The 19,482-nt window shown below is 72.1% G+C and carries 14 protein-coding genes and 2 pseudogenes; 6 read left to right on the top strand and 10 right to left on the bottom strand.

The features are described 5' to 3' along the window. Nucleotides 1-146 precede the first annotated feature (146 nt). Both DER29_RS23355 and DER29_RS23360 read left to right on the top strand, forming a co-directional pair. The gene (locus DER29_RS23355) at nucleotides 147-1,997 is read left to right on the top strand and encodes a bifunctional UDP-sugar hydrolase/5'-nucleotidase (protein WP_121399801.1); all 1,851 of its coding nucleotides are present in this window, start codon (nucleotides 147-149) and stop codon (nucleotides 1,995-1,997) included. A 268-nt stretch (nucleotides 1,998-2,265) separates the two neighbouring features. Next, entirely contained in the window at nucleotides 2,266-2,658 is a 393-nt protein-coding gene (locus DER29_RS23360; RefSeq protein ID WP_121399802.1) for a chorismate mutase, read from the top strand. A 212-nt stretch (nucleotides 2,659-2,870) separates the two neighbouring features. On the opposite strand, the gene DER29_RS23365 is transcribed toward DER29_RS23360, so the two are convergent. The 5 genes from DER29_RS23365 to DER29_RS23385 form a co-directional block, all read right to left on the bottom strand. Then, nucleotides 2,871-3,884, bottom strand: a complete 1,014-nt coding sequence (locus tag DER29_RS23365; RefSeq protein ID WP_121399803.1) for an ABC transporter ATP-binding protein — start codon at nucleotides 3,882-3,884, stop codon at nucleotides 2,871-2,873. Beyond that, complete coding sequence (locus tag DER29_RS23370; protein ID WP_121400147.1) at nucleotides 3,877-4,899, bottom strand: ABC transporter ATP-binding protein; 1,023 nt, start codon at nucleotides 4,897-4,899, stop codon at nucleotides 3,877-3,879. Before DER29_RS23370 ends, DER29_RS23365 begins: the two co-directional genes overlap by 8 nt. 26 nt (nucleotides 4,900-4,925) lie before the next feature. Next, nucleotides 4,926-5,903 carry an ABC transporter permease gene (locus tag DER29_RS23375; protein WP_121399804.1) on the bottom strand — a complete coding sequence of 326 codons (978 nt, stop codon included), beginning with the start codon at nucleotides 5,901-5,903 and terminating at the stop codon, nucleotides 4,926-4,928. Beyond that, nucleotides 5,896-6,822 (bottom strand): ABC transporter permease, encoded by a 927-nt coding sequence (locus DER29_RS23380; RefSeq protein ID WP_121399805.1) that lies wholly within the window; start codon nucleotides 6,820-6,822, stop codon nucleotides 5,896-5,898. Before DER29_RS23380 ends, DER29_RS23375 begins: the two co-directional genes overlap by 8 nt. Nucleotides 6,823-6,970: 148 nt before the next feature. Continuing rightward, on the bottom strand, nucleotides 6,971-8,614 hold the full coding sequence (locus DER29_RS23385) for an ABC transporter substrate-binding protein (RefSeq protein ID WP_121399806.1): 1,644 nt from the start codon (nucleotides 8,612-8,614) through the stop codon (nucleotides 6,971-6,973). 430 nt (nucleotides 8,615-9,044) lie between these two features. Here DER29_RS23385 and DER29_RS23390 point away from each other — a divergent pair, with 430 nt between their 5' ends. After that, the gene (locus DER29_RS23390; protein WP_233600115.1) at nucleotides 9,045-9,779 is read left to right on the top strand and encodes a PIG-L deacetylase family protein; all 735 of its coding nucleotides are present in this window, start codon (nucleotides 9,045-9,047) and stop codon (nucleotides 9,777-9,779) included. Nucleotides 9,780-9,854: 75 nt separating this feature from the next. Here the strand turns inward: DER29_RS23390 and DER29_RS23395 are convergent, their stop codons facing one another. From DER29_RS23395 to DER29_RS23405, 3 genes are all read right to left on the bottom strand, one after another. Further along, complete coding sequence (locus tag DER29_RS23395; RefSeq protein WP_199729512.1) at nucleotides 9,855-11,015, bottom strand: thioester domain-containing protein; 1,161 nt, start codon at nucleotides 11,013-11,015, stop codon at nucleotides 9,855-9,857. 190 nt (nucleotides 11,016-11,205) lie between these two features. Beyond that, nucleotides 11,206-11,892: a response regulator transcription factor gene (locus DER29_RS23400; protein ID WP_121399807.1), complete on the bottom strand. Its 687-nt coding sequence runs from the start codon at nucleotides 11,890-11,892 to the stop codon at nucleotides 11,206-11,208. After that, a complete protein-coding gene (locus DER29_RS23405; protein WP_121400150.1) occupies nucleotides 11,892-13,157 on the bottom strand; it encodes an ATP-binding protein in 1,266 nt (421 codons plus the stop codon). Before DER29_RS23405 ends, DER29_RS23400 begins: the two co-directional genes overlap by 1 nt. 172 nt (nucleotides 13,158-13,329) lie before the next feature. Here DER29_RS23405 and DER29_RS23410 point away from each other — a divergent pair, with 172 nt between their 5' ends. The 3 genes and pseudogenes from DER29_RS23410 (at nucleotide 13,330) to DER29_RS23420 (ending at nucleotide 17,158) form a co-directional block, all read left to right on the top strand. Continuing rightward, nucleotides 13,330-14,997 carry a PspC domain-containing protein gene (locus DER29_RS23410; protein ID WP_121399808.1) on the top strand — a complete coding sequence of 556 codons (1,668 nt, stop codon included), beginning with the start codon at nucleotides 13,330-13,332 and terminating at the stop codon, nucleotides 14,995-14,997. After that, nucleotides 14,994-15,177, top strand: a pseudogene (locus DER29_RS23415) (hypothetical protein); the annotation flags it as partial. The gene DER29_RS23410 and the pseudogene DER29_RS23415, both read left to right, overlap by 4 nt. 727 nt (nucleotides 15,178-15,904) lie before the next feature. Further along, nucleotides 15,905-17,158: a phosphatidylserine decarboxylase gene (locus DER29_RS23420; protein WP_121399809.1), complete on the top strand. Its 1,254-nt coding sequence runs from the start codon at nucleotides 15,905-15,907 to the stop codon at nucleotides 17,156-17,158. Nucleotides 17,159-17,225: 67 nt separating this feature from the next. On the opposite strand, the gene DER29_RS23425 is transcribed toward DER29_RS23420, so the two are convergent. Both DER29_RS23425 and DER29_RS23430 read right to left on the bottom strand, forming a co-directional pair. Next, nucleotides 17,226-18,146, bottom strand: a complete 921-nt coding sequence (locus DER29_RS23425) for a phosphatidylcholine/phosphatidylserine synthase (RefSeq protein ID WP_121399810.1) — start codon at nucleotides 18,144-18,146, stop codon at nucleotides 17,226-17,228. A 362-nt stretch (nucleotides 18,147-18,508) separates the two neighbouring features. Continuing rightward, a pseudogene (locus DER29_RS23430) lies at nucleotides 18,509-19,433 on the bottom strand (NUDIX hydrolase). Between the last annotated feature and the right edge of the window lie 49 nt (nucleotides 19,434-19,482).

The raw sequence follows: 19,482 nt of genomic DNA on the forward strand, positions 1-19,482 counted from the left end.
GTCCCCCCGGGATGCGCGGAAAGGTCCCTCCGCACCTCCGTCGAGACGAAGATGTCACCCTGTCGCGTCTGGTGCCGCCGTCCCCCATGCAGAACGATGACGGTGAAAATCCGGCTCCTCCCCCGTACACGACTGGGAGAACGACCATGACTCAGCCGCGTTCGCGCGGTCGGGCGGTGCTGCGCCACCTCGCCGCGCCCACCCTCGCGTTGGCCGTCGTCGCCACGCTGTCCCCCGCTTCCCGGCCCGCGCCGGACCCCGCCGCCGACCGTGGGGCCGGCCTCACCCCCGTCGCGGTCTCCTACGCCGCCCCGACCGGCGGCGAGGTCAAGGGCAACTTCCTGAGCTACAACGACTTCCACGGCGCCATCGACCCGCCCGGCGGCAGCGGCGCGGCGGTGAACGGCACCCCCGCCGGCGGCGTGGAGTACCTCGCCACCTGGCTGAAGAAGCTGCGCGCCGAGGCCAGGGCCGAGGGGCGGACCACGACCACCGTCGGGGCCGGCGACCTGATCGGCGCCACCCCGCTCGTCAGCGCCGCCTTCCACGACGAGCCGACCATCGAGCTGATGGACGAGATCGGCCTGGACGTCAGCTCCGTCGGCAACCACGAGTTCGACGAGGGCGTCGACGAGCTCATCCGGATCAACAAGGGCGGCTGTCACCCGGTCGACGGCTGCCAGGACGGGGACGGCTTCGCCGGCGCGAAGTTCACGTACCTGGCCGCCAACACCGTCAGCAGGAAGACCGGCCTGCCGATCCTGCCCCCGGTCGACGTGCGGTTCGTCGGCGGCGTGCCGGTCGGCTTCGTCGGCGTGACCCTGGAGGGCACCCCGGGCATCGTCAACCCGGCCGGCATCGCCTCCGTGCGGTTCACCGACGAGGTGGCCACCGCCAACAAGTGGGCCGGCGTGCTCAAGCTCTTCGGCGTCAAGGCGATGGTGCTGCTGGTGCACGAGGGCGGCGCCCAGTCGGCGCCGCCGGCCACGCCCGGCGTCTCCGACTGCGCCAACTTCTCCGGCCCGATCGTGGACATCGTCCGCGGCCTGCGGCCGGAGTTCGGGCTGGTCGTCTCCGGCCACACCCACCGCTTCTACTCCTGCTCCCTGCCGAACTCCTCGGGCGCACGCAGCGTGGTCACCAGCGCCGGCAACAACGGCCAGCTGATCACGGACGTGGACTACTCGCTGGACCGGCGCACCGGCCGGTTCACCGGGATCACCGCCCGCAACGTCGTCGTCGAGAACGGCGTCCGCAACCCGGACGGCACCTGGCAGCAGAGCGCGCCGGGCACGTACGTGCGCAACCCCGACCTGGTCGACCCGGGCGCCAAGGCCCTCGCCGACAAGTACCGCGCGGCCGTCGCGCCCATCGCCAACCGGGTGGTGGGCCGGATCTCGGCCGACATCGTGCGCGACGCCCTCCCCAGCGGGGAGAGCCCGCTGGGTGACGTCATCGCCGACGCGCAGCTCGCGTACACCCGGTCGAACGGGGCGCAGATCGCGCTGATGAACCCGGGCGGCATCCGGGCGTCCCTGCCGTACGCGGCCTCGGCCGGGGGCGAGGCGCCGGGCGAGGTCACCTACGGCGAGGCGTTCACCGTCCAGCCGTTCAACAACCTGGTGGTCACCCAGACCCTCACCGGGGCGCAGCTGCGCAACGTGCTGGAGCAGCAGTTCGTGGGCTTCAACGGCCAGACCACCCAGCGCATCCTCCAGGTCTCGGCCGGGCTGACCTACTCCTACGACAGCACCGCCCCGGTGGGCTCGCGGGTGAGCGCCCTGGCGTTCGACGGCGCGCCGGTCGACCCGGCCGCGAGCTACCGGGTCACCACGAACGACTTCCTGGCCAACGGCGGGGACGGCTTCACCGAGTTGCGGGCCGGCACGGACCGGGCCACCGCCCCCGGCTTCGACGTCGACGCGCTCATCGCCCACCTGGGCGCCGGCGCTCCGGTCGCCCCCGGACCCGCCGACCGGATCACCCGCCTCGGCTGAGGCGCGGGCGGTCCCGGCGTCACGACGGCACCGGGACCGCCCGTCCGGGCACGGGTTGCGCCGAATCCTTGCGCGGGCCGGTCGGAGGTCGGCATACTCGACGACATGTTCGGTCAGCGCTTCTACTTTTACTACGGCACCGGGAGTCCGGCAGCCGTAGGTCGCGCCTGATCAATCAGACCTACGAGAAAGCCCCGGGCTCCTGGAGTCCGGGGCTTTCTCCGTCCCGGGATCCGGGCACCGGGCACCTGACGGCGAGGGGTACCCGATGATGACAGACGTGGTGGAGTCCAACGGCAGCCTGACGCGACCCGAGGCGGGCCGGCCCGGCCCCGGTGCCTCCGGGTCCCCGGTCGACGCGCCGGGAGGCGCCGGCGACGCCAAGCCGGAGGCGCGCACCGGCACCCCGGAGCCGACCGCGGCCGCCCGGATCGTCGAGATCCGGGAGCGGATCGACGAGATCGACCGGGCGCTGATCGAGTTGTGGCAGGAACGGGCCCGGCTCTCCCAGGAGGTCGGGGTGACCCGGATGGCCTCCGGCGGCACCCGGCTGGTGCTGTCCCGGGAGCGGGAGATCCTGGAGCGCTTCCGGGTCGCCCTCGGCGCCGACGGCACGCAGCTCGCGCTGCTGCTGCTCCGCGCCGGCCGCGGCCCCCTGTGAGGCGTACGCCTTCGACGGTCCCCTGCGCGCTGGACGCCGGCAACGGGCGGCCCTGCGCGACGTACGCCGGCGAACGACGCCCTGCGCGGACGGGGGGGACCGGCCAACGGCGCCCTGCGCGGACGGGGGCCGGGACGGGCCGTCCCGGCCCCCGGAAACGACGGAACCGCCTGCCGTCGTCGCGATGACGTCGGCAGGCGGTTCCGTGGGTGTCACGCCTCGTGCGTCTGCACGATCTCGCGCTTCTCCGCGAAGTGGCAGGCGCTCGGGTGGTCCGAGCCCTTGCGGATCTCCAGCAGCGGGACCTGCTCGGCGCAGACGTCCTGCGCCTTCCAGCAGCGGGTGCGGAACCGGCAGCCCGACGGCGGGCTGACCGGCGACGGCACGTCACCGGTGAGGCGGATGATCGCCTTGTTGTCCCGCACGGTCGGGTCCGGCACCGGCACGGCCGAGAGCAGCGCCTGGGTGTACGGGTGGGTCGGCCGCTCGTAGATCTCGTCCTCGCTGCCGATCTCGGCGATCTTGCCGAGGTACATCACCGCGACCCGGTCCGACAGGTGCCGGACCACCGACAGGTCGTGCGCGATGAAGATGTACGACAGGCTGAGCTCGTTCTGGAGCTTCTCCAGCAGGTTCATCACCTGCGCCTGGATCGACACGTCCAGGGCGCTGACCGGCTCGTCGCAGACGATGATCTCGGGCCGCAGGGCGAGCGCGCGGGCGATGCCGATGCGCTGCCGCTGGCCACCGGAGAACTGGTGCGGGTAACGGTGGATGTGCTCCGGGTTGAGGCCGACCAGGTCGAGCAGTTCCTTGACCTTGTCCCGGCGGCTGCCCTTCGGCGCCACCTCCGGGTGGATCTCGAACGGCTCGCCGATCAGGTCGCCGACCGTCATCCGCGGGTTCAGCGAGGTGTACGGGTCCTGCATGACCAGCTGGATCTGCCGACGCAGCCGACGCAGCGCCGGGCCGGACAGCTTGGAGATGTCCTGGCCCTTGTAGTGGACGCTGCCGCCGGTCGGCTTCTCCAGGTTCATCAGGACCCGGGCCAGCGTCGACTTGCCGCAACCCGACTCGCCGACCACACCCAGGGTCTCGCCGGCCTTGAGGTCGAAGGAGACCCCGTCGACCGCCTTGACGTGACCGATGGTCTTCTTGAACACCACGCCCCGGGTCACGGGATAGTGCTTGACCAGGTCACGGACCTCGAGGATGTTCTCAGTCACGGTTCACCAGCTCCTCGGCGAAGTGGCAGGCGCTGGCCCGGCCGGCGCCGACCTGCAGCAGCGGCGGGACCTTCTCCCGGCAGACCGGCTGCGCCATGGGGCAGCGCGGGTTGAACGGGCAGCCCGGCGGGATGTTCATGAGGTTCGGCGGGAGGCCCTTGATCGTCCGGAGCTGCTGCCCCTTCTCGTCGAGCCGCGGGATCGAGTTGATCAGCCCGATCGTGTACGGGTGCGCCGGCTTGGCGTACAGGTCGTAGACGTTGGCTTCCTCGACGATCCGGCCCGCGTACATCACCGCGATCCGGTCCGCGACGTCGGCGACCACGCCGAGGTCGTGGGTGATCAGGATCAAGCCCATCTGCCGCTCGCGCTGGAGTTCGGCGAGCAGGTCCATGATCTGCGCCTGCACCGTCACGTCGAGCGCGGTGGTCGGCTCGTCCGCGATCAGCACCTCCGGGTCCAGGGCGAGCGACATCGCGATCATCGCGCGCTGCCGCATGCCGCCCGAGAACTGGTGCGGGTAGCTGCTGAACCGGCCCTTGGCGTTCGGGATCTTGACCTGGTCGAGCATCTCGATCGCGCGCTTCTTGGCGTCGGAGCGGCTCATCCCGCGCCGCACCCGGAACTGCTCGGCGATCTGGAACCCGACGGTGAAGACCGGGTTCAGCGCCGAGAGCGCGTCCTGGAAGATCATCGCGATGCCCTCGCCGCGGATGCGGCGCCGCTCCTCGAAGGACATGCTCAGCATGTCCTTGCCCTGGAAGCGGACCTGACCGCCGGTGACGAAGCCGGGCGGCGTGTCGAGGATGCCCATGATGGTCTGCGCGGTGACGCTCTTACCGGAGCCGGACTCGCCGAGCACGGCGAGGGTCTCCCCCGCGTCGACGTGGTACGTGACCCCGTTGATGACCTTGGCGACGCCGTCCCGGGTGCGGAACTCCACCCGGAGGTCGTCCACCTCGAGCAACCTGCCCGAGGGGCGGCCGGACGCGCCGGCCGCGGACTGCTCGGACACCAGAATGTCGGACAACTGAATCTCCCCTAGCGGAGTTTCGGATCGAGGGCCTCGCGGACCGCCTCACCGAGCATCACGAAGCTCAGTACGGCGGCGACGAGGAACGCGGCGGGGAAGAAGAGCAGGTAGGGCGCGACGCGGAGGAGGTTCTGCGCCTCGTTGATCATGATGCCCCAGGAGACCACCGGGCTCTTCAGGCCGACGCCCAGGAAGGACAGCGTCGCCTCTGCGCCGATGTACGAGCCGACCAGGATCGTCCCGTAGACCAGCAGCGGCGCGAGGCAGTTCGGCAGCAGGTGCTTGAGGATGATCCGGCCGGTGCCGGCGCCCAGCGCGCGGGCGGCGACGATGTAGTCCGCCTCCTTGGTGGCCAGCACCGAGGAGCGCATCAGCCGCATCACGACCGGCCAGCCCAGCACGATCAGCGAGATGCTCACCAGGGCCATGATCTCGGCCTTGCTGTTGCTCGTGCCCGACCCGTTGAAGGTCGTCAGGATGACGATGGCACCCAGCACGAACGGCAGCCCGAAGAAGACGTCGGCGATGCGGGAGAGCAGTGCGTCCACCCAGCCGCCCCGGTAGCCCGCCACGATCCCCATCGCGCCACCGAAGAGCAGCACGCCGAGTACGGAGAGGAGGGAGACCACGATCGACGCGCGGGCACCGTAGATCACCCGGGCGAAGACGTCGCGGCCCTGGAAGTCGTAGCCGAACCAGGCCTCCGACGACGGGCCGACGAGGCTGTTCTGCAGGTTGCCGTTCTCCGGGTCGCCGGAGGTGAACAGCGAGGGGAACGCGGTCATCAGCATGAACAGGACGATGAACCCCGCGGAGATCCAGAACAGCGGCTTGCGGCGCAGGTCGCGCCAGGCGTCGCCGAGCAGACCGCGCGGCTTCTCCTTGCGGGCGTTCTCCGGCAGGCCCGCGTTGGTCGGCGCGCCGATCTCGTCGGGGGCCTGCGCGGGCGGCGTGCTGACGATCGAGGCGGCACTCGGGTCACTCATAGCGGATCCTCGGGTCCAGGGCGGCGTAGAGCAGGTCGACCAGCAGGTTCATCAGCAGGTAGACGAGCACCAGGACCACCACGATGGAGACAACGGTAGCGCTCTCCTTGGTGATGATCGCGCGGTAGACCTGTCGGCCGATTCCGTTGACCTGGAAGATGCCCTCGGTGACGATCGCGCCGCCCATCAGGGCGCCGAGGTCGGTCCCGAGCAGCGTCACCACCGGGATGAGCGAGTTACGCAGCAGGTGGATCCCGACCACCCGGCGCATCGGCAGACCCTTGGCGATCGCGGTGCGCACGTAGTCGGCCCGCCGGTTCTCCGCGATGCTCGTGCGGGCCAGCCGGGCGATGTACGCCATCGACGCGCTGCCCAGGACGAAGCCGGGCACGATCAGCTCGGAGAGCCGCATCTCGCTGGAGACCGTCGGCTTGACGATGCCCCACTGCACGCCGAGCAGCCACTGGGCCACGAAGCCGATGACGAAGATCGGCAGGGCGATCAGGAAGAGGCTGGAGACCAGGACCAGGTTGTCCAGGAAGCCGTTGCGGCGCAGGCCCGTCAGCACGCCCGCGGTGAGTCCGATGACCGCCTCGATGGCCAGCGCCACCAGGGCCAGCTTCAGGGTGTTCGGGTACGCCGTGGCGATGATGTCACCGATCTCCCGGCCGCCGAACGTCTGCCCGAAGTCGCCCTGGAAGAGGTTCTTCATGTAGTTGCCGTACTGCACCACGAGCGGCTCGTCGAGCTTGAACTTGTCGGTCATCATGTTGACGAAGCTGTCGGGGCAGGGACGCTCGCCACACTTGCCCGCGAACGGGTCACCGGGCACCGACCACACGAGCCAGTAGATCAGGAACGTCGTCCCGATGAAGACCGGGATGAGTTGGAGCAGCCGTCTCAACAGATAACGGCCCATGGGGTGGTCCTCCAGACAGGGGGCGCGCGTCGGACGGCCGACACGGGGATGACAGACGTGGCGAGGCGGTGTGGTGACACCACCTCACGGAACGGCCCGGGTCGGGCCCACCGGTAGGTGAGCCCGACCCGGGGTCAGACCGTTCGGATCAGAGCTCGACCGAGGTGAGGTCGAGTTCGCCGACGTTGGACAGCTCGATCTTCTTGATCTTCTCCGAGTGGCCGGACTGCTGACCACCGAAGTAGACCGGGATCGAGGGGACGTCCTGGTCGATGAGGGCGACCGCCTCGGCGTACTTGGCGTGCGACGCCTCCAGGCTCGGCGCGGAGGCGGCTTCCTTGGCCAGCGCGTCGACCTGCGGGTTGCTGTACTTGCCGTCGTTCGAGGAACCGCCGGTCACGTAGAGCGGGCCGACCCAGTTCTCCACGTCCGGGTAGTCCTGCTGCCAGCCGGCGCGGTACATGCCGGTCATCTTGCCGGCGTTGATGTTCTGGCGGAACACCGCGAAGGTCGGCACACCCTCGGCGCGGGCGTTGATGCCGAGGTTCGTCTTCACCTGCTGCGCGACGGCCTCCATCCACTCCTTGTGGCTGGCGTCGGCGTTGTAGAACATGACCAGCTCGCCGGTGAAGCCACCGGCCTCGGCGAGGAGCTTCTTGGCCTCGTCGACGTTGAACTGGCAGGCGGTGCAGTTACCGGCCTTGGCGCCCGGGGTCAGCGGGTTGGCCCAGCTGTCGGCCGGCTTGCGCGAACCGAAGAAGATCTTGTCGCTGATCTCCTGGCGGTTGATCGACAACGAGATCGCGCGACGCAGCTTCGGGTTCTGGAAGCGCTTGTCGTAGATCGGGAAGGCGATGATGCCGGTCGACGGGGTGGTCGAGGAGATGGCCCGCTCGCCCAGGTCGTTCTTCCACTTGTCGCCCGCGATGGCGGAGACCGGAACCTGCTGCTGGAAGTCCAGGTTGCCGGCGAGCAGGTCGTTGTACGCCGCCGTGTCGTCCTGGTAGAGCTTGATGTTTACGTCCTTGATCTTCATCTTGTCGTTCAAGGAGTAGTCATCGAAGCGCGTCAGCTTGATCTGGACGTCGTCTTCCCACGACACGAACTTGATCGGGCCGTTGCCGATCGGCTTCTTGCCGAACGCCTCGGCGCCCTGGGTGAAGAACGCGTCCGGCAGCGGCATGAAGGTGCTGTAGCCGAGCTTGGTCGGGAACACCGCGGTCGGCGCGGCCAGGGTGACCTCGAAGGTCCAGTCGTCGACGACCTTCAGGCCGGACATCTCCTTGGCGGCGGGCTCGGGGGCCTTCTTCGGGCCCTCGGCGCCGTCCGGGTCCTCGGTGTGGACCTGGTCGAAGCCCTGGATGTCGGCGAAGAAGCTGCCGTTCTGCGCGCCGTTGGGCGAGTAGGCGCCCCAGTTCCAGGCGTCCACGAAGTTCTTGGCCTTGACGACGGTGCCGTCGTGGAACTTCGTGTCCTTCTTGATCTTGATCGTGTAGACCTTGGAGTCGGTCGTCTCGATCGACTCGGCGACCGCGTTGCGCGGGGCGCTGCCGTCGTTCGGGTACTCGACCAGACCGGTCCAGATCCAGTCGATGATCGCCCCACCACCGGTCTCGGTGGTGTTCGACGGGACCAGGCCGACCTCCGGCTGAGTGCCGTCGATGGTGATCGCGCCGTCGCTGCTGGCGCCGGCGTCGCCACCGTCGCTGTCGCTGCTCGAGCAGCCGGACGCGACGAGCGCGAACGCCGCGCCCAGCGCGACCGCGCTGCTTGCCCGCTTCGAGACTCTCATTCCGAGGGGCCTCCTCTTTCTGAACCTGGATCCGTCGTGGGTTTCACGCACGTATGGGGGGTGACACGTCCGGCAACCGCAGTGCGGGAGCCGGTTTCACCGCAGTGAATTCGGGACAAGAATGATGTACCGATCCGCCGGGCCACCTCGCCCGCCGCGCTCGGCACCGCGCACACGAGACCACCACGGAGCACCGTCAACAGGCGGGGCCCGTGGTCGTCAGGCCGTACGGAGTGCCTCACATGAGGGGTGAGGTGCTGCCACTGTGACACCCACCGGCCCGTTCCGTGAAGGTGCCGTTATCAAGCCGTTAGTTGGTCGCCACGTTGCCGATACCCGAAAAAAGATCATGATCTACGCCGGTCGTACCGCTCTGAGCAGGAAAGATACGGTTCAAAGGAGGTCCGACCCCGGCGTAGACTGAGCGGCTGTGAGCTTCCCCGCGTCCGCTCCGGCGCTGTCCGACGTCGTCCGCGCGTTGGCCGTTTTTGCCCATCCGGACGATGTCGACTTCGGCTGTGCGGGCACCATCGCCACCTGGGTGGACGAGGGTGTCGACGTCTCGTACCTGCTCGTCACCCGGGGCGACTCCGGAGAGTGCGACGACACCCCGCGCGCCGAGGTGGGCCGGCCGCGGGAGGAGGAGCAACGGGCGGCGGCCGCCGCGGTCGGCGTACGGCAGGTCGAGTTCCTCGACGGGTACCCCGACGGCGCCCTCACCCCGACGCTCGACCTGCGCCGGGACGTCACCGCGGCGATCCGCCGGTTCCGGCCCGACCGGGTGCTGACCAGCTCGCCGCTGCGCCGGTGGGAGCAGCTCGTCGGGCCGGGCCACCCGGACCACCTCGCCGTGGGCGAGGCCACCACCTGCGCGGTCTACCCGGACGCGCGCAACCGGTTCACCCATCCCGGCCTGCTGGCCGCGGGGCTGGAGCCGTGGGTGGTCCGGGAGGTCTGGTACGCCGGCGGCCCCGCGCCGGACCACGTCGTCGACGTCACCGACCGGTACGCGCGCAAGGTCGCCGCCATGGCGGCGCACCGCTCGCAGACCGGGCGGATGGACGTGGCGGCCTGGGTGCGGGACCAGCTCACCGCGACGGCCGACGCGGCCGGGCTGCCGGCCGGCCGGATGGCCGAGGCGTTCACCGTGCTGCGCACGGGCTGAGCCCGGGGGCGAACGGCTCCGGCCCCGGCACCGCGCGGGGCGGTACCGGGGCCGGAGCCGTGGAGCGGGCGTCGATCAGGCCGTGAAGCGCAGCTTGCGACGGCGGAACAGCAGCACGGCGACCGCGCCGGCGGCCAGCAGCGCCACGCCGGCGGCGATCGAGGCGGCGATCGGGGAGCCGGTCAGCGGAAGGTCACCGCCGCTGCTCGCGGGCGAGGTCGACGGGGCCGGGCTCTCGACCGGGGCGCTCGGCGACGGCGACTCCGCCGGGGCGCTCGGCGAGGGCGACTCCGCCGGAGCGCTCGGCGACGGGGACTCCGCCGGGGCGGCGGCGAACGCGGCCTCGGCCTTGGCGGTCACGGTCGAGCCGGTGCTGCCACCGAGGATCAGCTTCTGGGCGGCACGCTGGCCGGTGAAGAGGAACACCCGGCCGAAGGAGACCGAATCCTGGGCGGAAACGGTCACCTTCACCTCGCCGGCGCCGTCCGCGGTCAGCCAGAACTGGCCGCCGTTGGTGGTCGTGGTCACCGGCTTGCCCTCGGCGTCGACCGCCGAGCCGCCGTCGACCGCGACGGTGATCTCGCCCGCCGGGCCCTTGACGGTGAAGGGGCCGGCCTTCTCGCCGACGGTGGCCTTGGCGCTCGCCGGGTCCACGCTCAGCTCGGCCTTCGGCTCGGGCTGGTCGGTGGCGTTGGCGACCAGGTAGTCGTGGACCTTCTTGACCACGTCGTACTGCTTCTTGCCGAGCAGCTTCTGGTTGTCGACCCAGTCACCCAGCTTGACGCCGTCGCTGAAGTTCCAGATGGCGGTCTGGGTGCCGAAGTAGAGCAGGTTGTCGACCTCGGCCTTCGCCGGGGCGGTGGCGCCGGCGGCGGCCAGCAGCTTGGCGGAGTCGGCGTTCGGGTAGCCGTGGGTCAGCACCCACTGCACCTTGCCGAGGTTCTTCACCTGGGACTCGTCCCAGGTGCCCTCCTTGTACTTGCCGTCGATCGCCACGTTGGTGTGGTAGTCGATGCAGAAGGCGGGGACGAGCTTTCCGTCGATCTTGAGTGCCAGCGCACCGGTGCTCTTCGGCTGCCCGTTGAGCATGAGCGTGACGTTGCTGCCCTTGACCGACTTGGCGACGCCGGTCTTGTCGGCGGCGGCGGCCGGCGCGACCGCGCCGACTGCCAGCGCGCCACCGGCGACGGTCGCCAGCGCGATCCGCGCCCAGCGCCGTCCTCGTTGTCCGAACATCAGATTCGTGCACCTCTCCCCAGGGGTGACCCGCGCACGGCGGGTTGCATGAAGCCGCCGTTCCCGCGGGATGTGCACCACCCGCACGCGAGAACGCGACGGGGCATTATGTGACGGGAGTTGATCGTTTGTCAGCCCCTGTGGGCCCCATTCGTCGGTTCCGTCCTATATGACGGGGAAAAGAAATGGATCACACGAGCCGACGGTCGGCCGCCCAGCGGGACAACTCGTACCTGTTGGACATCTGGAGCTTGCGAAGCACGTTGGACACGTGCGTCTCCACCGTCTTGATGGAGATGTAGAGCTCCTTGGCGATCTCCTTGTAGGCGTACCCCCGGGCGAGCAGCCGCAGCACCTCGCGCTCGCGGTTGGTGAGCTGGTCCAGCTCCGGGTCGGCCACCGGGGCGTCGGGACGGGCCGCGAACGCGTCCAGCACGAACCCCGCCAACCGGGGGCTGAACACGGCGTCGCCGTCGGCCACCCGGCGGACCGCGGCGGCGAGCTCCTCCGGGGAGATGGTCTTCGTGACGTAGCCCCGCGCGCCGGCCCGGATCAGCCCGATCACGTCCTCCGCCGCGTCCGAGACGCTCAGCGCCAGGAACTTGACCTGCGGATGCGTACGCCGCATCGCCTCCAGCACCGCCCGGCCGCCGCCGTCGGGCATGTGCACGTCGAGCAGCACCACGTCGGGCAGCGTGGCGGCGATCCGGGTGACCGCCTCGCCGACGCTGCTCGCCTCGCCCACCACCTCGACGTGCGCGCCCAACTCGGCGCGGACCCCCGCGCGGAACATGGCGTGGTCGTCGACGAGGAAGACCCGCAGCCGCTCGGCGCGGGCTGCCGCCCCCTCGACCGGTTCCATCGACTGCTCGGTCATCACTTGTCCCTTTCCGCCGTTGCCGGGTCCCGGGTGATCGGCAGGATCAACCGGACCTCGGTCCCTTCCCCCGGCCCGGAGCGGATCTCCGCCCGGCCGCCGTGCCGCTTCATCCGCCCGATGATCGAGCCCCGGACCCCGTGCCGGTGATCCTCCACCGTATCCGGGTCGAAGCCCTTCCCCCGGTCCCGGACGAAGACGCTGACCTGATCCGGCTCGACCTCGGCGTAGAGCGAGACGGTCTGCACCCCGGCGTGCCGGGCCGCGTTCACCAGCGCCTCGCGGGCGGCCGCCACCAGCGCGCCGACCCGCTCGTCGGTCTCCCGGTCGCCGACCACCACCGCCTCCACCGTGATCGCGAACGTGTCCTCGACCTCGGCGGCGGCCTGCTCCAGGGCGGCGGCGAACCGCTCGGTGGGCGAACCGGTGGGCTTGTAGAGCCAGTTGCGCAGCGAGCGTTCCTGCCCCCGGGCGAGCCGCTGGACGGTCTTCACGTCGCTCGCGTTGCGCTGGATCAGGGCCAGGGTGTGCAGCACCTGATCGTGCACCATGGCGGCCAGTTCGGCCCGTTCCTGCTCCCGGATGCGCCCCTCGCGCTCCGACCGGAGCTGGTTGTACGTCCGCCACAGCACCGGCGCGGCGACCACGCCGACCCCGGCGAGCCCGACCAGGGCGAAGATCACGCCGTTGAGCACTGCGTCGAAGTTCTGCGCCGGGGAGTACACCGCCGCGACGCCGATAATGCCGACCGCGACCAGCACCCCGCCGCCGATGAACCGGAGCACGAACGCCCGCCGGTCGCTCTCCTCCACCACCGCGCCCAGCCAGGGCACCGGCATGGAGTCGCCCCACTGCTGCCGCCGCTCCGGCGCCGACTGGTGCCAGATCACCCCGGCGCCGACCGCGATGATCGCGACCAGCCAGCCGGCGGTGCCGGCCGCGCCGACCGAGTCGAAGACCATCACCTGCACCAGCAGCACGCCGAGACCGATCGCCACGAACGGCAGCAGCTGGGCGACGTCCCTGCGGGCCGGCACGGCGGTGTCGCCCGGGCGCAGCGGCACGACCGCCCAGAAGGCCGCGTAGAGCAGCAGGCCGAGCCCGCTCAGCCCCAGCAGCACCATGAAGGCGACCCGTACCCGCAGCACCGAGATGCCGAGGTGGTCGGCGATACCGGCGGCCACCCCCGCGGCCATCCGGTGCTCGGGGGCGCGGTGGAGGCGGGGTGGCTGGGTCACGGCGCTGATCGGATACTCCCTGGTCACGGCGGGTACGAAAGCGGGCGACGGCCCGTTGCCGGCGTCGGGTCGATCGTCACACGGCACACCGCCGCCCGACCACGGGGACGCCCCCGACATTCGGGCCGCCGGGATCTCAGGGTGGGGTCAGGGTCGGGTCCTGAGGCCGTCCGGCGGGTCGGGGCAGCAGGATCGAGGCATGACCGAGGAAGCTGCCCAGTCCGCCAACCCCGGGGCGGCACAGCCGGGTGGGCCACCCCCCACCGCGACACCGCCCGGTGGGCCCACGCCAGCCGGCACCGGAACGCCGCCGCCCGTGGCAGCGCCGGCCGCCGCCGGAGACGCGGGTGGGACGCCGCCGCCCGGCGCCGGACCGGGCCCCGGAGCGCAGCCGTCGTTCGGCGGCGCCGGCTTCACCTCGCGGTACGGGCTGGTGCGCCCCCGCGACGGCCGCTACCTGGCCGGCGTCTGCGCGGCGATCGGCCGGGCCACCAACACCGACCCGGTGCTCTGGCGGGTGCTGCTGGCGGTGCTCGGCTTCTTCGGCGGCATCGGCATCCTGGTCTACGTCACCGCCTGGCTGATCATCCCGGGTGAGGGGGACAGCGCCTCCCCCGTCGAGTCCATGCTGGGCCGGGGCCGGTCCAGCATGTCCCCGGTCACCGTGATCGTGCTGAGCATCCTGGTCGCGATCAGTTTCGGCTACATCGTCACGGACGCGTTCCGGGCGGTGCTGCTCGGCGCCACGATCCTGATCGGCGGCGCGCTGCTGCTGAACCGCGACAACAGGGCGGCCCAGGGCGCGCCGGTAGGCCCCGTCCCGCCCGTGCCGCCCACCGCCCCGCCCGGGCCGGTGCCACCGGTCGGCCATCCCGCCCCGGTCGCGTACGCGGCCCCGCCGACCGTGGCCGTGCCCCCCGGCGCGGGTCCGGTCCCGGCCCCGACCGTCGCCCAGGCCACCTGGAGCGCCCCGGTCCCCCAACCGACCGCCGGGCCGACCGCCGGGCTGCCCGCCTGGCCGCCGGCCGCCCCGGCCCCGCCTGCCCGTCCACCGGCGGGTACGCCCACCGTCGGCTGGCCGTCGGCAGCGCCCACCTCCGGTTGGCCCGCCGCGACCTCGGGCGCGCCGGGACCGGTCCATCCGCCGTCCCCGCCCCCGGGCTACCGGCCCCCGTTCGCCCCGCACGGCCCGTACGCCGGGCAGACCGTAGTGCCGCCCGCACCGCGCAAGCCACCGAAGCCGCCAAAGCGACCGCGTGAGCGCTCCCCGCTCGGCGCGGTGACGTTCTCGCTGATCTTCCTCGCCCTGGGCGTGGTCGCCGTCGTCGACCTGCTGGACGTGTTCGACGTCGGGGCGTCGGCGTACTTCGCGGCCACGCTGGCCACCATCGGGCTCGGTCTGCTGGTCGGCACGTGGTTCGGGCGGGCCCGGTGGCTGATCGCGCTCGGCGTGGTGGCCGCCGCCGCCCTCGGGGTGGCCACCGTGGCGGAGTCCTACGACCGGATCCGGGGCGTCGACGGCAACGTCACCTGGGCGCCCACCGACCACCGCGACCTCGCCCTGCGGTACGAGAACAGCTTCGGCGACACGGTCCTGGACCTGCGCGCGGTCGACTTCGACAAGAAGAACACCGAGATCACCGTCTCCGTCAACTTCGGCGAGTGCACGGTGGTGGTGCCGCCGAACGTCGACGTCACCACGGTGGCCGACGTCAACGCTGGCGACGCGGTCGTCTTCGGCAAGCGCTCCGGCGGGCTCGCCGGCGAGCTGCGGGAGGCGACCGACCTGGGTCCGGACGGCCCGGGCGGCGGCACGCTGCGCCTCTACATCCACGTCAACGCCGGCAACCTGGAGGTGACCCGGTGAAGGCCCACCGCACCGACATCGTGTCCTTCGCCTTCGGGCTGATCTTCCTCGGCCTCGCCGCGTGGTGGCTGCTCGCCCAGTTGCTCGGGCTCGCCCTCCCGCCGGTCGGCTGGTTCCTGGCCGGTGCGCTGATCCTGATCGGCCTGCTGGGCCTGGTGGGCGCGCTGCGCTCCGGGCGGTCCGCCGGCGCGGCCACGGCCGGCGGGGCCGCTCCCTCCGACGCCGCCGCCTCCGACGCCGCTGCCTCCGACGCCCAGGACGCGCTCGCCCCGGACGCGGTCGAGCCCGTCTCCACCCCGCCGGGCGCGCAACCGGCGGACCGGGCGACGGACCGGCAGGCCACGGAGGTGGACCCGACCCGCTGGGACCTCGACCGGCCCGCGCCGTCCGACGAGCCGGCGGCCTGGGGCGGCCGACGGTCCGACTGGGGCGAACGCTCCGACTGGGGCGGGCGGTCCGAGTGGGACGTGGCCGCGCCGACGACCGGCGGACCGACGCCGAGCGAACCGACGCTGAGCGGACCGACGTTGGGCGGACCGACGCCGAGCGAACCGACGCCGAGCGAACCGACGTTGGACGGACCGGCGACGACCGGATCCCGGGCCGGGGGCGAGGCCGACGAGTGGCCGACGGAGGCCGTCACCGACGTCCGGACCGAGGCGGTCGAGGACCGCGCCGCCGACGAGGACGCCCTGCCCCGGCGGACCGACGGGCCGGCGGCCGGTGAGGAGCGCGGGCGCGGCTGACCACAGCGGTGCGGTCGTCGTCGGCGGCGGCCTATGCTGGCCGTGGAGAACTCGCCTCCGCCGGCCGGCCCGCACCGACCTGGCCGCCGCGCCGGCCGGACCGCGCCGCCGTGGCGGTCCCGCCGCGATTCCCGTCTCTACCCGTCAGGAGTCCGTCCGACATGACGCAGTCCCCCGCCGTGCGCACCTTCGGCCGGTCCGGTCCGGTCCGCATCGGCGAGCGAGCCGCCCGTACCCTCGTCTCCGAGCTCGCCCGGATCAACGACCCGAAGGCCGCGCTGCTGGTCGGCGCGACGCCGGAGTCCGCGGTGCTGGCCGCGGCGATCGACGCCCTGCTGCCCGGCGACACCCTCACCCTGGTGCCCGCCGGGTCGACCTCCCCGGCGGCCCTCCGGGAGCACGTCACCGCCCAGGGCCGCTGGGTGGCCGACCGGGTCCGCGTGGTCGACACCCTCGCCGAGGCCGAGCCGGCCGCGGTGGTCGTCGCCGGGGAGCCGCTGACCGGCACGGTCGACGAGACCCGCGCCGCCGTCGAGGGCCTGACGAAGTACCTCGCCGACGGCGCGGTGCTGAGTGTGGCCACGACCGCCACGCCGGGGCGTACCGCGGGCGCCGCCGCCGAACTGGACCGGCAGGGCGCGCTGTACGGCGTCGGGGTCGACCTGGTGCTGCGCAACACGCCGCCGCTGCGGGTGTACCGGCTCCGCTACACCCCGGCCGACGCCGCGTCGGCGGCCCGGCTGGCCCCGGCGTACCGCCCATCCAGCGTCCCGCTGACCCGGGGGATGCACATCGACTCCAACGGCGTGGCCGCGGCCGGCATCGCGCTGGGCCTCGCCGCGGTGGCCCGGGCGACCCGGCCGAAGTCGAAGCTCTGGCTGCTGCCGGCCCTGGCCGCCGCCCCGGTGGCCGCCTTCTTCCGGGACCCGGAGCGCGACGTGCCGGAGGACCCGTCGGCGGTGGTCGCCTCGGCCGACGGTCGGGTGCTGTCCGTGCAGCGGCTGCACGACGAGCGCTTCGGCGAGGGCGAGTGGCTGCGGATCGCCGTCTTCCTGTCGGTGCTGGATGTGCACGTCAACCGTGCCCCGGTGGCCGGCAAGGTGGTCGACTACTTCGTCGCCGACGGTGGCTTCGCGAACGCGATGAAGCCGGCGGCGGAGCACAACGTGGCCGCGTACACGGTGCTGGACACCGCGCGCGGCACGGTGGTCGTGGCGCAGCGCACGGGCCTGATCGCCCGGCGGATCGTGCAGCGGGCGCCGATCGGCGCGCTGCTGGCCCGGGGCGAGCGCTTCGGCCTGATCCGGTTCGGCTCGCGCACCGACGTCTACCTGCCGGCGGACGCGGCGGAGCCGCTGGTCGGCCCCGGGGACAAGGTCGTCGGGGGCGCGACCGTCATCGCCCGCTGGCGCTGAGGGCCCGGCCGGACGACACGAAGAAGGGGCGCCGCGGGATCGCGGCGCCCCTTCTCGCGTACGTGCCTCAGGCGGTGCGGCGCTGACGCAGCCAGAGCACCGGGCCGCTGACCAGGTAACCGACCACGATCAGTGCGAAGGTGAGCCGGATGTCGATCAGCGCGCCGATCACCGGGGCCAGCCACAGCCACGGCGGCAGCTTCACCAGCCGCGCGAGCTTCGCGTAGGGGAAGCTGGAGACCATGGCGAAGGCGAGCAGCGCCACGCCGGCGACCTGGACGATGCCCGGCACGGGCAGCCCGATGGCGACGGTGAGGGCGAGCACGGCGGCGGCCATGGTGGTGGGCACGCCGCAGAAGAACCTGCCGTCCTTCGGCGAGACGTTGAACCGGGCGAGCCGGATCGCCGCGCACGCCGCGACGAGGGCGCAGGCCACCGCTGCGGCCGGTGTGGAGACCGAACCGGCCAGCGAGGCGTAGACCACCACGGGGGCGGCCAGGCCGAACGAGCACATGTCGGCCAGCGAGTCCATCTGCGCGCCGAACGGGCTGGCCACGCCGAACTTGCGGGCGAGCGCGCCGTCGAGGCCGTCGAAGACGACGCAGGCGATCAGGCAGAGCGCGGCGACGCGCACCTCGCCCTGCATGGCCAGGAAGATGGCCAGCATGCCGAGCATCAGGCTGCTCAGTGTGCAGGCGTTGACCACCGCGAACTTCATCCGGCGGGCGACCGTCCGCTCGCCCGGAAGCAACGGGATCGACATCGCCGGATCGTCGTCCACCGGGGTCGTGGGGCCGAGCGCGGGGCTGACCGGGACGATCGAGGCGACGTCGGCGCGCTCGACCCTGGTGAGTCCGTAGCGGCGGCGCGGCCGGTCGGCGTAGCGGTGCTCGGGCATCGAGAGGTCGTTGGTCGCGTGCAGGTCACCGTCGCGGCGCCCCACCCGGACCAGCAGCACCTGCCGGGCGAGCGTGCTGCTGCGGCGCAACGGGCCCGCCCAGCGACGCCCTGCGGGACGCGGACTGTCAGTCGTACGACGCCGGCGCCATGGGGCTCTCGGCACGTTTCCTCCATCACCGGATCGGTTTACCGCCGCGAGGGCGGGTGTCCGGCTGTCTCGTGCCGGACCTCTCTGGCCCGGCAGCCGTTTTGCGGAGTACACCATCGCATAGGGGAACGGGGGTTGGCGATAGCTGCCGGCGGTACTTATATCTGGTCTAACCGCGCGAACCGCTCTCTTATTCCCATCTCGGGCTCCATCGCCCGTTTCCTCCACCAACCCCACCTCGAATGTACCGGACCCCGTCTCCACCGGCTCGGCGAGCGAGTGCCGGCGACACCGATGTCCGGTTACGGACGGTCGTCGGCGGGGGCCTTGGCCAGCGCCAGTGCGGCGATCCCGCTCAGCGGCAGCCCGGCGAGCTGCTCCGGCGTGAACCAGCCCGCGCGGGCCGTGGAGCCGCCGGCGAGCTCGGTCACCCGCGGCTCGGTGGGCGTGTCCACCGCCACCCGGTAGACCACCCGGATGCCGTGCCAGTCGAGCGGGCGCCCCTCCGGGCCCAGCGCGGCCGGGTTGTGCAGGTTGTCGACGCCGATCAGCTCGACCACCCGACCGAGCTGGCCGGACTCCTCGACCAGTTCACGCAGCAGCGCGGCGACCGGCTGCTCGCCGTGGTCGGTCCCGCCGCCCGGCAGGTGCCACCGGCCGGCGCCCGGGTAACCGTCGGCGATCATGGTGAGCAGCACCCGGCCGGCGGGGTCGGTGACCAGGCCGTACGCCCCGAAGCGCTGCCTCCGGTCGGGCGGGAGCGGGGCGACCGGCCCCTCCGTCGGAGAGCGGGGCAGATCCGGCGGCAGGGGCGACACGGGCAGGCCGAGCAGCTCGGCGGTGAACGGCATCAGCGGCACCGCCGCCGCCTCGGCGGTCGTGAACCACCCCAGCTCGTCGCTGCCGCCGGCCGGCTCCGGCCGGGGTTCGCCGCCCCGCACGACGACGTCGAAGACCACGCGGTCGGTGTGCACCGCGACGCTGGCGTCACGGAAGGTCGTCACGTCGGCGAACACCGCCCGCAGCCCGGTCACCTCGACCGTGAGGCCGGTCTCCTCGGCGAACTCGCGGACCACCGCGTGCGCCGGATGCTCGGCGTGCTCGACGCCGCCCCCGGGAATCTGCCAGACGCCCGGGACCGGACACGAACCCGAGCCGCGGACCAGCAACACCCGCCCGTCCGGGCCCCGAGACCCCGTACGCGCCGACCCGCCGCCGTTGTTCCACCCGCCCGCACTCCCCCGCCCGCGCCGACCCGTTCCGTCGATCATGAGGT

It is taken from the genome of Micromonospora sp. M71_S20 (assembly GCF_003664255.1).
Lineage (GTDB): Bacteria > Actinomycetota > Actinomycetes > Mycobacteriales > Micromonosporaceae > Micromonospora.